The 14041-nt window shown below is 42.6% G+C and carries 13 protein-coding genes; all 13 read right to left on the reverse strand.

The features are described 5' to 3' along the window. Positions 1–163: 163 nt before the first annotated feature. The 13 genes from EBI00_RS04560 to arfB all read right to left on the reverse strand — a co-directional run bounded on the left by EBI00_RS04560 (position 164) and on the right by arfB (position 13999). Positions 164–514, reverse strand: a complete 351-nt coding sequence (locus EBI00_RS04560; protein WP_123094732.1) for an AzlD domain-containing protein — start codon at positions 512–514, stop codon at positions 164–166. A 3-nt stretch (positions 515–517) separates the two neighbouring features. Further along, entirely contained in the window at positions 518–1240 is a 723-nt protein-coding gene (locus EBI00_RS04565) for an AzlC family ABC transporter permease (protein WP_123094733.1), read from the reverse strand. After that, positions 1237–1782, reverse strand: a complete 546-nt coding sequence (locus tag EBI00_RS04570) for a helix-turn-helix domain-containing protein (RefSeq protein WP_123094734.1) — start codon at positions 1780–1782, stop codon at positions 1237–1239. Before EBI00_RS04570 ends, EBI00_RS04565 begins: the two co-directional genes overlap by 4 nt. A 262-nt stretch (positions 1783–2044) precedes the next feature. Further along, positions 2045–2542: a GNAT family N-acetyltransferase gene (locus EBI00_RS04575; protein ID WP_123094735.1), complete on the reverse strand. Its 498-nt coding sequence runs from the start codon at positions 2540–2542 to the stop codon at positions 2045–2047. A gap of 148 nt (positions 2543–2690) precedes the next feature. Then, on the reverse strand, positions 2691–3353 hold the full coding sequence (locus EBI00_RS04580) for an HNH endonuclease signature motif containing protein (RefSeq protein ID WP_123094736.1): 663 nt from the start codon (positions 3351–3353) through the stop codon (positions 2691–2693). After that, complete coding sequence (locus EBI00_RS04585) at positions 3353–4747, reverse strand: ATP-binding protein (protein WP_123094737.1); 1395 nt, start codon at positions 4745–4747, stop codon at positions 3353–3355. The genes EBI00_RS04580 and EBI00_RS04585 overlap by 1 nt, the downstream gene beginning before the upstream one ends. Positions 4748–5520: 773 nt before the next feature. Beyond that, complete coding sequence (locus EBI00_RS04590; RefSeq protein WP_241556948.1) at positions 5521–7188, reverse strand: amino acid ABC transporter ATP-binding/permease protein; 1668 nt, start codon at positions 7186–7188, stop codon at positions 5521–5523. Beyond that, a complete protein-coding gene (gene cydD, locus EBI00_RS04595) occupies positions 7172–8929 on the reverse strand; it encodes a thiol reductant ABC exporter subunit CydD (RefSeq protein ID WP_123094738.1) in 1758 nt (585 codons plus the stop codon). The genes EBI00_RS04590 and cydD overlap by 17 nt, the downstream gene beginning before the upstream one ends. Positions 8930–8934: 5 nt before the next feature. Beyond that, a complete protein-coding gene (cydX, locus tag EBI00_RS04600) occupies positions 8935–9045 on the reverse strand; it encodes a cytochrome bd-I oxidase subunit CydX (RefSeq protein ID WP_123094739.1) in 111 nt (36 codons plus the stop codon). Between the two features lie 65 nt (positions 9046–9110). Then, positions 9111–10247: a cytochrome d ubiquinol oxidase subunit II gene (gene cydB, locus EBI00_RS04605; RefSeq protein ID WP_123094740.1), complete on the reverse strand. Its 1137-nt coding sequence runs from the start codon at positions 10245–10247 to the stop codon at positions 9111–9113. Position 10248: 1 nt separating this feature from the next. After that, entirely contained in the window at positions 10249–11823 is a 1575-nt protein-coding gene (locus tag EBI00_RS04610; RefSeq protein WP_123094741.1) for a cytochrome ubiquinol oxidase subunit I, read from the reverse strand. A gap of 393 nt (positions 11824–12216) precedes the next feature. Next, the gene (locus EBI00_RS04615) at positions 12217–13494 is read right to left on the reverse strand and encodes an O-acetylhomoserine aminocarboxypropyltransferase/cysteine synthase family protein (protein ID WP_123094742.1); all 1278 of its coding nucleotides are present in this window, start codon (positions 13492–13494) and stop codon (positions 12217–12219) included. A 91-nt stretch (positions 13495–13585) separates the two neighbouring features. Beyond that, positions 13586–13999, reverse strand: coding sequence for an alternative ribosome rescue aminoacyl-tRNA hydrolase ArfB (gene arfB, locus EBI00_RS04620; protein ID WP_123094743.1), 414 nt, complete (start codon positions 13997–13999; stop codon positions 13586–13588). Positions 14000–14041 lie beyond the last annotated feature (42 nt).

The following is a 14041-nucleotide window of genomic DNA, read 5'->3' on the forward strand; positions in this document are numbered from 1 at the left end:
CTATTTGAACGCCAACATTGCAGGGAAAACACAGTAGGCTTTATGAATAGCCAATAAGGACCTTAAAAAATGAATAGGTCGAGTACCTAATGTACAGGGTGTAGAAGCAAGTTACTATTCATATCCAGAGCGGGAAATGATTTGGGCACGTCATATAGCCACATCAAACTAGACTCACTGGCAAAAGCAACCTTATAACACCAAATGCCACGACCCCACATAAAATGGGCAACCCCATCGATCGGGTGCGAGTCCAAACGCCGAAGGTGACCAATATCCCGACCCCAGTGGCAAACCAAGACACAACATCAGAATGAGCCGGAACCAAAGAAGTACCAAACATAGCAGCGATCATGGTGGGCCCCAATATGGTTAACCAAGTCGGCATTGAGCCAACTCCGTCTTCCGTTTGTCTTTTTGCCAAGCTTCGCTTCATCCACATATACGGCAACAAACGAATCAAATACGTACCAATGGCAATGCTGACAAGTGCCAGCCACATAGATGTATCCATACCTTAATGTTCTCCCACAATAGGTTGGTTTTTTAGCGCGAAAAATAGCACTGCACCGCTCATCGCCGCTAATGGAATGGCAACATTTGGGTACCCTGACATTTTCAAAATAACAGCGGTAACAGCCGATAACGCAATGGTCAGAGACCATAAGCGATTATTACAACGCGGAATAATCAAAACGAAAAAAAGCGCCGGCAGTGCAAAAGGCAGAACATCATTAATCAACGGCCAACGTTGCGTTAACTCTCCACCCGCAATAGCACCCAGTGCGGTCCCCGCGATCCAGCTTAACCAAGCTAACACCGCCGCCCCCGTGTACCAGCCTAGCCTTGCTTGCCCAGGCAACTGAGGCAAACGGGCATGGGCAAGCGCAAAAATTTGATCCGTTAAACCATGCATCAATGGCAACCACTTCTTATCTTGATTTAAAAAGGGTGAGAGATTTGGACCATAAACGACGTGCCTTGCATTAATCAACAAGGTCATGATGACCACTAACCAGAGCGGTGCGCCAGAAGCCGCCATGGCAACAAACAAAAACTGTGATGCGCCAGCGTAAATAAACGTAGAAATCAGAATGGTCTCTAGTACGCTAAAACCAGACTGAACCGAAATAAGACCAAATGAAATCGCCACCGGAATGTAACCGCCAAGCAGCGGAATCGCGTCTTTAACGCCTTGTTTCCAAGGCGCTCCTGCAAGGGTTTGAGTTGTTGTATTCATGGTTGCAACTCCTGTTTAGCGTATTCCTGTTTAGCGTAGGTAATGACCATCATTAAGGTCGCCCATGAATCGTCTGTTTGATAACGATGCGGCACATCGGCGGCAAACGTATGCGTTTTACCAATGTCTAAATAGCGCAAGTCATCATTTTCACCCGCCAGCAATTTCCCACTGATTAAGGTGATGGCTTCTGTCGTGCCAGCAATATGCGGCTCAGATTGCTTAATGGTATTGGGCGCACAAGACATCCAATACACATCCACCCTCGGGTTGTCGTCGCCTTGATCAATCAGCCTAACCTGCACACCGTTTTCTCCCAAAGGGGATTCCACACTGGCAACCAAATCTCCAAACGGCACATCCAGCTGCACCGCCAACCGCCAAATCGTTTCTAAAGTCGGATTGCCATCGCCCTGCTCAATACGAGACAAGTTCGACTTCGCCAGTCCCGCATCTAACGCCAGCTGAGACAAAGACAGCGCCTTTGCCATACGTAACTTTTGTATATTTCGACCCAAGGAGCCGAGAATGGGTTTATTCATCATACCTCTCAAATTTGTTCTATATAAAGAACGTTCTATATAAAGAACAGAAGAAAGTCAATGAGATTATATAAAATGGAGAGGGACTAGAGGGAGGAAACGAGTTCATCAGCTAACGCTTTGATGGACTCGTTATAGCTTGAGATATGTTTTGAGGATGTAAGCCTAACGCTGTTTTTGTCTTTGGTTTAATGTGAAAAGCTTGAGTTGAAGTGCCGTTTGGACCAGATGAAAATTAGGTCTTATTTGCACCTGATTCCATTTAACTGACTCGATACCGTTGAACCACTTTACCATCCAAAATCAGCTCAGAACTTAACTCGCCGCCATTAGCAATAATCGTATTGGCCGATGCGGAGTTATCTTTATAGCAGTGAATATGAACAACACTTACGTCCATAGCATTAAGCTTTTCTATCGACAGCTTCATTAACAACTTACCCAAACCTTTGCCTCGATAAGACGGACGAATACCTAATCCAATATGGCCACCACATTCTTCTATATCGCTATTAAGGTAATGACGTAAATTCGTCACACCAAGTAACTGATCGCCTTCAACAAGCCACAAGGTTGTACTTGGCACAAAACCGTCAGGCAGATTTATACCCAAGGAAAAATCAGACAACTTCGCTAAAAGTGCATCAAAATCTTGATGATCAAAACCCATAAGAAAAGGATAACGAACTTCATCACCCAACTCTTTGATGTACTCGTTATAGCTTGGGATATATTTTGAGGATGGTAAGACTAAATCCATTTTGTCTCCGGTTTGATGTGGAATGTTGGGATTCTTGGGGGTGTTTGGGTCAGATTAAAAGCTGTCCTATTTTTTTATCTGACTCTAAATTATTAATTTTCATTTAAATCTAACCCTAATTTTTCTATTACAGGGATTATTTTTTACTTTATTCACCTACAATTTCATAATTTAAATTCTGTGCCCCCTTAGTTGCCAAAAAAGCCAATTCCCGAAGTATTGCAGCCTTCTCGGATATATCTTCAGTTCCAAGTAAAGCACTAGACAAAGAGTGAATTTTATAATCATAAGTATCTCTATCATCAAGATCACTAAATATATAAAACCTATTCAACCTATATAAATCTATTGTTTTCTCTCCTTTTTCAGTAAGAGCTATATAATAGAATCCTTCTTTTATCACCAATATTTTATCTTCATAAGTATCAAAATGAGGATGAATTATATGGTAAAATCTACTCTCAATAGGATAATGTATTTTTGCATTACTATTTGTTACAATTTTATCAGATTTTGAACCATTACATTCAATACATGTTACACATAAATTCAGTGGTTCAAACATAAAATTAGGAACTTTAGCCCTAGGTATAATATGCTCTATGTCCCAACTCCTTCCATGATTTGACCTATTCTCACGCCTACAAAATGGACATATATATTTTTGCTTTTTAATGTAGTGTTTTTTAATTTTATTTTTTAAACCACTGATATCTAAGTCAGACCAAGAATTAGATGAAAAGTCATCGGATAATATTTTCTGTTTTATAAAAAGATCTTCTTCATCTGTATAAGTTACTTTCTCAAGCATTATTTCGACACCTTCTTCCATGATTCAAAAAGAAGATTTATTAATACCTTAACATCATCCTGTTCATCTAACTGTTCAGAGACATCCCTCAATTTCTTTAGTTTTTTTTGATCATCTTTATCAAGACTTCCGTACCTACTCAATTTTGACAAAAGAGTAACTACAATTCTATTTAGGTATTCATTATTGTTTCCAGCCATCCCAAACACCTCAACAAGTTGGAAATCTGAAGACATATGTTGATAATCAGTAGATTTTTTAGAGACGCCCTCATCAATATTCAAAACAAAACAATTTTCGCTTGATAGCTCTGAAATTATCAATGGTGAATGGGTAGCAATAATAAAATGACACTTCTTAAAGTCTTTAAAGAATTCAATTAAGACCTTCATGTATCTCATTTGCCACTTAGGATGCAAGCTAAGCTCGGGCTCATCAATACAAATAATCGACCCATCTCGAATCGCGCCAGATATATTAAGAAGGGTTAAAATCATACATTTCTGGCCAGAACTCAGATCAGATAAGCTGATAAGTTTAGAATCTGAATCTAAAAATGAAACTTTTTGTACACTTACAACCCCTAGATCAATCAAATAAATTAAACTACTCACAGGAAGGTTGTGTGATGAAAGACTAAAACCAATAAATTCCGCACCATTAGGTCTATAATATGTATCTTTAATCAAATCACTGTAATCTTGATAAGCACTATAAACCTCTCTTAAAAAATTATTATCGCCATCAGAGTAATGATATAAGCTTACATTCTTCTGCTTAAACTCTTTGCAAAATTCAGAATAAGAATCGAAACCACAGAAAAGAGACATTTTACTTTTAAAGTTGACAATACACTCTGGAGTCAAACCTAAAAGAGAAAATAACTTCTTGTTTTCAAATATCTTCGAACTAGTCATCATGGATTTTGCCAGCAAATCAACTAAATTCGATTCATTTAATGAATTCTTTGATACCTTAAGACCAATGTATTTATAATTTTCCGACTCTTCAATCCAACGAAGCCTATTGGCTCTTGAGGGTACTGGGAACTTATCAAAAGGCGTAGTTGTAACAGCTATAACATTGCAATCAATATTCTTAGCATCCATATCACTTTTTTCAGTTCTAATATAAGAGTTAGTTTCAGAAGACGAAGAATATATTGAAAGAACATCCCCTTCATATTCTATTTCAGCATGTTTACCATATTTAATTGGGACAGTCTTATAAGACAAATTGTTATTTCTTATTCCATTAACGATTCGCCTCAACATTCGACTTTTCCCTGTCCCATTACTTCCAACAAGAATCGTATAGTTATTTCTTTCCTTTGAATAAGACTCATCTACTAAAGAAAGCTCTTTTCTGTTAATCTTCACACTTCGAATGATCATTAATAATCCGTTATATTCTAGAGAAAAATAAAGTATTTTTTTACAGTATAAAATATCAATCTTTTTTTTAACACGCCTAACAATATAGCACTACTTTAAAAAAGCATTAGATCAAAAAAAAGCCAAAAATAAATAAACACTTCAATATACAAATATATATCCCACATACAGTACTTATATGTACCTTTAAGTGACTAGAAGCTAGTACTTTATACAATATCTATAATAGTTGGGGATAGAGTAAATTTAAACCTTTATAATCAACAATCGCAGATATTTTCACCCTCGCGCTTTACTGTTTCATATCGTATTAAAAGTGCATTCAACAAAGAAAGCTTCGCTTTCAATCGGCACATTACGCTGCGCACATGATGCCCTACGCTTTGGTTTTACACGAATAGATACGATAAAGTCAGTTCGACGCGACGAAGTTGCGCGACTTTATGGAGTTTCAGAGTAATTGTTTGAAGAGCTGTCTCCCGCCAAATGGGCAATCCATGCCTTATGATATAACGAGCGTAGGTAGCAATCATGCTCCTATGAGGAAAATCAGGCATTAAAGATCTTAAAGCGAATTTTTGGTTACTTTTTGGGCGCTTGCAAAAAGTTACCCGCTCAGCTTTTCCCTGAATTAAAGTGCGGAAAAAAGGTTGGGAATACAAAGTGTTTGAATAGAACCCAAAGAAGAAAATAACCCCACCCTAGCCCTCCCCTTGGAAGACATAAGGGGAGGGAAAAAGAGCTTTCGTCCCCTTGAAGAAAGGGGAGAAAACTTAGAGTTCTATGACTCTTGAGCTGTCGCCGATGCGACTCCCAACGTGGCTGACGAGGATCAAAATATCCGGTTTGTAGTCGTTCTGTAGCGAGTGACAAATCGTCTCAATGGTGGCTTTGTCTAGCCCATCAAAAGGTTCGTCCAGTAGTAACACCGGAGATTTTCGAAGCAATAAACGGGCTAAAGCGAGGCGTTTACGTTGTCCGCCCGATAGATTGCGCCCCTGGAAACTGAGCAGTGTTGTTAAACCGTTGGGGAGACTTTTTACCCAATCTGCCAAAGCAACAGCCCGCAGAGCGGCCCAGAGTGTTTCGTCCGAAGCCTCTGGGTTACCCAGTAATAGGTTTGCGGCAATGCTTTGTTGGAATATGTAAGGGGATTGTGGCAAATAGCTGAGTCGAGTTTGATACATTAAGTTGTTGTATAACTCACAGGGCTCATTGTTAATAAAGGCGTTCCCGGACGACAAACAGTCACCCGCTAGTGAGGCCAACAAGGTGGATTTACCGGAGCCGCTTGCTCCTCGAACCCATACCTGTTCACCTGACTCTACGGTCAAATCAAGTACCTTATTTCCCATGCCACTGGAACCATGAAAACCGCGCCACTCTTTGCATTCTATGCGCTGGATGGCATCCGTGCTACTCACTTTTTGTGGTAGAGCGTCGTGATGTAATTGGTTAAGACGGCGCAGCCCCACCTGTGATTGACCTTGTGCAACAAAAGACTGGACCAGAGGTAACACAAGTTCATTAACAGCCAATAAAGACAATATGTAACCGACCACCCAAGTTCCCTGTACGTTGCTGATCAGTACCCAACGGCCAGACAGTGGATCAGTACTTGCCAATAATAGGATGCTACTCATCAATAAGAGGATAGTCACGGCATAGGCTAACAATCGCCCTAGGGTGACCGCTTGCTGTATGCGCATTTCCGTATGTCGCTGTTTTTCGTCTAACTGAGCAAGACGTTGCGAATAATCTTTCCAGTGACCACGAATAGTGAGCGTAATCAGAGCCGAAAACAAACTCACAAAGCGGCTGCGACGATGAACGCCTAAAATCTGCCCGACATGAACTGAGTGACTGGCAATTCGACCGCAAACAAAGGGTACGACTAACACATGAAAAGTCCCCGCGATAGCCAAGGGCCACAGCAAATCTGGCAGTATCACGTAAGCCAATATGGCCACGGCAAGATACGCCACTAGCGCATACAACCAAGGAAGAAAAACCACCAAGGGCCAACGAATAATCTGATCAAGATCACTGACTAGGCGTTGCAGCAAATCTCCTCGGCTTTGCTCGTGCAAATTCGCCGCGTCCTTTGCGACTCGCTGGTCCCACACCCACAGCCGTAAAGTGCGCAGCAAGCTAAGCAAGTGATTATGCGCGCTGACTTGCTCACCGTAACGCCCTGCAGTACGAACAATTGCCATGAAGCGAATAATGGCACCTGGGGTTAAATAGTTAAAAAAAACACCCACACCAAATGCAGTAGCTAGACCAGTTGCTGAAATAAACCAGCCGGAAATTCCCAGCAAGGCCACACCTGCTAAGCTGGCCGATACACCCAGTAAAATGGGAATCACAAAACTCCAAGGATTAGCCAGTAAAAGGCGCTTAAGTGATAACTTCGCGGTTTTATTAGACAGTCGCTTCATGCAAACCTCCTGATGTTAACACCCAATGTCTATTCGCCCATGCAATAGGGTGTGTATCGTGACTTACGATGAGTAAGGTTTTGCCCTTGGAGGCGCGCTCCAATGTCACTAATACGGCTTGTGCCGTTTCTTTGTCTAGTCCAGAGCAAGGCTCATCCAGTAGCCAAACATCGGCTTTAGACAATAATGCCCGAGCAATAGACAAGCGCTGCATTTGACCGCCAGAAAGCCCAGAACCCAATTCAGTCAGTTTTGTTTCTAACCCCGCTGGTAACACGTCGATAAATTCATCACATTGGCTTTGTACTAAGGCAGCCCGTAAGGCGACATCACTCGGTGTATCTATCCCCAATAATAAGTTACGACGAATGCTGCCGTTTACCCATTCTGGTGTTTGAGGTAACCAAGCCAATGTTGAGCGCCAAGCAGAAAGGTTGATTGAACGAAATGGCTGGCCGTTCACTAAAAAATCGCCCTGATATTTTTCTTCAAATCCTAACAACAAATGCAGCAGGCTGGATTTTCCCACACCCGATTCACCGCTTAACCACACGCGATCCCCCGCCTGAATACTGGCAGTAATAGGGGCAAATCGATAGCGACCGGCGTCAAGCCAGCTTAGTTTCTGAAAACGGAGTAAGTCTTTAGTATCCACTTTTTGAGACGATGGAACTGTGTCTGCGGCATCCGTTGTTTTTGTGGTTTTAGCCACACCTTGATTTACAGATACATTGAGTATTTCGAGTAAATCTGTGGCGGCCGCTTCGGCTTTTTGCTTAGCGTGATAATCATTACCCAGCTGACGAAGCGGTAAATAAAACTCGGGGGCCAACAGCAATAAAAACATCGCTTGAGTCAAGGTCACAGGTGACGAACCTACTTGCCATGGCAAAAGTTCCAGCAACCCCAACCCCAAATACAAAGCAATCATTGCAATCGACAACGAAGCAAACAACTCTAATGTCGCGGTCGATAAAAACGCTAAGATCAGCACGCTCATGGTTGTTTTTTGATAATTCGTCGCACTTTCTGACAAGCGGACTCTGGCTTGATCGGTCTGATTAAGGCGTTTTAACTCCGCGAGCCCCTGACTTAAATCCATAAACTGATTGGATAACATGGCCAATACACCAAATTGACGACGATTGGCTTGGGCGGCTTTATGACCTACGAAAATCATGAAGACAATTACCAAGGGCGCTGTCAGCATGAAGACAAAAAAAGCAATTCGAGAAATGGGAAGAACAGACAACAAAATCACACAAGGAATGAGCATCACCATAAACACTTGAGGTTTATAGCGGCTGTAGAAATCGTCTAGGGCATCGACTTGTTCATACACACGAGTCGACAACGCCGCATCCTCTTCTATTCTTAGGCGCGCTGGCCCAAGTTCAGTAAGGTGCGACAACAGTATGCGACGTAAACCATAACGTATGTCACGGCTTGCACTCGCGCACACGCGCTCTCGGCCAAAGTTGGCGAGGGCGCGCACTAATAAAGCAAACAACCCCAACACTAAAAAGGACATCGAAAAAGACTGATGCAGTGCCATGTCAGAAAAAACATTGGCTAATGCCCAAGCTTGCAACACCAAAGCTATCGCAAACAGTACACCAAAGCCTTTCGCTAAGCGGTATTTCGTTGATTGTTGACCCGCTAATTTTTCTAAAAAAGCCACTTCAGGTGTTTTAACTCGACCAGGTCGAGTTGTCTTCTTTGCCCTTTTCATTGTTGACATAAGGGTTACTGCTGCTCCTCTTCGCCTTCATAGCCTTTAAAATCGAGCCACAAAGCATTAATAATTCCAAACGAACAAGCCAGTAGAACACCTAGAATCCAAGCGAAATACCACATAATTTACCCCTCTATTTTTTCGTTCTAAAATAGAGCTCGGTGAGCTCTATTTACTTAGACAATGACTAGTACAGTGAATGATTGTTTTCTTCGATGTGTTTCTTCGTCAAACGACCATACATCACTAAGTAACTCCACAATGTGTATGCCAAAACAATAGGCACGAAGATGCAAGCCACCACAAACATGATCATCATAGTGTGCTGACTGGAGGTTGCATCCCACATTGTCAAACTCATGCTCGGATAGCTAGAAGAAGGCATCAAGAACGGAAACATGGAACCGCCCGCTGTGATAATAATGCCCGCAATACCCAATGACGAACTCAAGAACGCCAAAGCACCTTTCTTCATCAATCCGGCAAGTGCCGCAAACAACATACCAGCAATGCCAACTAAAGGTGCCAACATAAGTGCAGGTACTTTTTCATAGTTTGCTAACCAAGCGCCTGATTGCAGCTCAACGGTTTTCATTAATGGCGTAATGGCTTCATTCGTTTGAATTGCACTGGTAATGACATAACCGTCGATACCCAATGCTAACCAAATACCCGCTACGATAAAAAACACGGCAGCCAATGCACCTGTTATAGCAGTGGCACGGCTCGCTTTAAGATGCAGATTAGCATCGGTTTTCATTAGTAACCAAGCACCACCTTGCGTCATCAACATCATCAGACTGACCAAGCCACACAGAATCGCAAAGGGGTTTAACAAGCCAAAGAAAGAGCCTGTGTAAGTCACGCGTAGAAATTGGTCAAACTGAAACGGTACGCCTTGCAACAAGTTACCAAATGCCACACCGAAAATAATCGGCGGAACAGCGGAGCCAAACACAATTCCCCAATCCCAAGTCGTGCGCCACTTAGAATTTTCCAGCTTAGAGCGGTAGTCGAAACCGATTGGACGGAAGAATAACGCTGCCAAAACCAACATCATCGCAAAGTAAAAACCCGAAAACGACGTCGCGTACACCACAGGCCAAGCCGCAAACAAAGCACCACCCGCTGTGATAAACCAAACTTGGTTGCCATCCCAGTGAGGAGCAATCGAGTTGATCATAATACGGCGTTCAGAATCCGTCCCACCAATGATTTTTAGCAAGCTACCGACGCCCATATCAAAACCATCAGTAACGGAGAACCCGATCAGCAAAACGCCAATCAGTACCCACCAAATAACTTTTAATAATTCGTAATCCATCTTACACCTCCTGCTTTAGCTGAGCTGTTTCTTGTTCAAGTGCGTAGCGTCCTGTGTGCAAGCTTGAAGGGCCTTGCTTCGCAAAGCGAATCATCAGGTACATTTCAGCAATCAAGAACGTGGTATACAACACAGCAAAACCTGCAATCGTGATCCAAATTTCTGTCGCTGTTAAACTGGATACAGCAACATGCACTGGGAGAATTTCACCAATTGCCCATGGTTGGCGACCATATTCTGCAACAAACCAACCCGCCTCATTCGCAATCCAAGGCAGTGGTAGACACAACATAATGAACTTTAAGAAAGTACGGTTATTTCCGATGCGGCGACGCGCGTTTTGATAAAATGCAGCAGCGAAAACGAACAACATAACGAAGCCACATCCCACCATGATACGAAATGCAAAGAACAGTGGCGCGACTTCAGGAATTGAGTAGTCTACTGCCATATCGATTTCTTCAGAGGTTACTTTGTTAATGTCTTCATTAAATGCGGTGACCAATAAACCATAACCTAGATCGTCTTTTACTTTTTCAAAGTTCGCTTTAACAAGCGGGTCTGTTGAACCACTTCGCAGCTGTTCAAGCAGCTGGTTGGCATAAATGCCATTGATAATACGCTGGCGATTATGCTCTTTTAGCTCTTTGATGCCCTCTACTTCTTTGTCAAGAGAACGCGTCGCTATCAAGCCCATTAAGCCTGGAATCTTTATCGCATACTCAGTTTCTTGGAGTTCTTGGTTTGGGAAGCCAATCAAAGTGAAATCAGCTGGCGCTTCTTGCGTTTCCCATTCTGCTTCGATAGCGGCGAGTTTGACTTTTTGAACTTCGCCTAGCTCGTAGCCTGACTCATCACCAAGCAGAATAACACTCATGATGGATGCCAAACCAAACGCCGCTGCGATAGCAAATGATCGACGAGCAAATTCAAGATCACGGCCTTTTAATAGGTAGTAGCTTGATATAACGAGAACAAACATGGCGCCAGTAACATAACCCGCAGAAACAGTATGAACAAATTTCACCTGCGCCACAGGGTTAAGGATTAACGCGCCAAAGTCCACTAACTCCATTCTCATGGTTTCGTAGTTGAATTCGGAACCCACTGGATTTTGCATCCAGCCATTGGCGATTAAGATCCACAAAGCCGATAAGTTAGAACCTAATGCTACACCCCAAGTCACCATTAAATGCTTTACTTTACTAAGACGATCCCATCCAAAGAAAAATAAACCAACCAATGTTGACTCAAGAAAGAAAGCCATTAAACCTTCGATCGCCAAAGGTGCACCAAAAATATCGCCAACATAATGAGAGTAGTAAGACCAGTTCGTCCCAAACTGGAACTCCATCGTCAAACCTGTTGTTACACCTAGCGCAAAGTTAATACCAAACAGCTTACCCCAGAACTTCACCATATCTTTGTAAACTTGCTTACCGGTAATCACGTAGACGGATTCCATAATGGCCAGTAAGAAAGCCATCCCTAACGTTAAAGGGACGAACAAATAGTGATACAGAGCAGTAAAAGCAAACTGAAACCGCGATAGTTCCACTACAGCTTCGTTAATCATAATGACTTCAACCTATTCATTTGATTGTGATAAAAGACGCTTGCAGACACTTTTTTTCCTGAGTGCTCTTATTATCTAACGTCCACCGAAACCTCGAACCATTCGAGGCTTACTATAAGGTCAGATTATGAGTGCTGTTTAGATTGGAAACATTGCGTTAGATCAAGATATGGAGAGTGAATGGAAGAAGTAGCCTGTTAATTACAATTAACAGCTTCTTACAAAGTCTTGACGCTGGTTACTGACTTCTTTCGTAGCATGGTAAGCAAAAAAAAGACCATCTGAAGTTAACTTCGAGATGATCTTTTTTTCTACGAGTATTTTTCCGTGATTATGTCTCTATGGCTATACTGTATACAAACCATTAAATATTAAGCGGCTCCATCGCCAAGATTATTCGCCTACTGCATCCAACGCTTGGCTAATATCGGCGATAATATCGTCAATATTTTCGATCCCTACCGATATACGCACCAAATCCCTGCTCACACCGGCTTTTGCAAGCTCTTCATCATTTAATTGACGGTGAGTTGTGGAAGCTGGATGACAGGCCAACGACTTAGCATCCCCTATGTTCACAAGACGCAGCACCATTTTCAAAGAATCAATAAATTGTGTACCTGCTTCAACCCCTCCTTTTATACCGAAACTAAGCACACCGGACGCCTTTCCGTGAGTAATACGGTGACTCATAGCATGGTATTTATTATCTGGCAGCGCAGCATAATTAACCCAATCCACTTTAGGGTGATTTTGCAAATAGGTCGCTAGCTGCTCCGCATTAGAACAATGACGCTCCATCCTTAAACCAAGCGTTTCTAAGCCTTGCATAATCAAAAAAGCACTATGGGGAGACAATGCAGCGCCTGTGTTTCGCAGAGGTACAACACGACAACGACCTATGTATGCAGCCTCACCTAAGGCTTCCGTATACACAACATCGTGGTAGGAAGGATCAGGTTCGTTAAGCATCGGAAAACGTTTTTTGTTGGCCACCCAGTCAAATTTGCCAGAATCAACAATAATGCCACCTACTGTCGTGCCATGACCGCCAATGTACTTTGTCAAAGAATGAATCACTATGTGCGCGCCCAATTCGAAGGGGCGACATAAAAATGGCGTCGCTACCGTATTGTCTACAATCAACGGAATGCCATGTTTATTGGCTATGGCCGCAAGTGCTTCAATATCGACAATGTTTCCTGCTGGATTACCGATAGACTCGCAAAAAATAGCACGGGTGTTGTCGTCAATCGCGGCTTCAAAACCGGCAAAATCGTCGGCTGAAACCATACGTGTTTCTATGCCTTTACGAGGAAAGCTATGGGCAAACAAATTGTAGGTGCCACCGTATAACTGGCTGGTGCTAACAATGTTAGAGCCTACATCACAGATGCATTCAATTGCATACGTTATAGCCGCCATACCCGACGCTACTGCTAGACCTGCAATACCTCCTTCCATGGCAGCAACGCGTTGTTCAAGCACATCCGTGGTTGGATTCATAATTCTCGTGTAGATATTGCCTTTAACTTTGAGGTCAAAGAGGTCTGCGCCATGCTGTGTATCATCGAATGTGTAGGACGTGGTTTGGTAAATCGGAACCGCAGCAGCTTTTGTGGTCGCTTCTGAGGTATAACCGTGATGCAATGCTAGTGACTCTAATTTCATTTTCGCTGATCCCTTTTATTATTTGAATAACGTATTTTCTATACTACCTGCCAACGTGGTAAGGTCAAAACAAACTAGCCCCTCTTTTAGGCTAATCCCAGTTACTTCGTCTTAAACTTTTGATTTGGCCTTTTTGTTTTTTCTGATCAACGCGTTTTTTCTGAGACGAGCGGGAAGGTTTGGTTGGGCGTCGGGCTTTTTGCACTCGAACGGCATCCAGGATGAGAGCTTTTAGTCTGGCAAGAGCGTCTTCTCGATTCAGTTCTTGGGTTCGATGCTGCTGTGCTTTTAGTACAATATCACCTTCTTTTGTGAGGCGAGAATCGCTTAGAGCCAGCAGGCGTTCTTTGTAAAATTCTGGCAAGGAAGACCCAGCGACATTAAATCTTAGGTGAATGGCAGAAGACACTTTATTAACATTCTGGCCGCCCGCCCCTTGCGACCGAATGGCTGTCAACTCTATTTCGTGGTCGGGTATGCCTACCGCGAGAGTAATTTTTAACATAGTTATGATGCTTTTATTGTCAATTAATACAGGAATTTCGCT

The sequence above is a fragment of the Marinomonas hwangdonensis genome (genome assembly GCF_003721245.1).
In the GTDB taxonomy this organism is placed as follows: domain Bacteria; phylum Pseudomonadota; class Gammaproteobacteria; order Pseudomonadales; family Marinomonadaceae; genus Marinomonas; species Marinomonas hwangdonensis.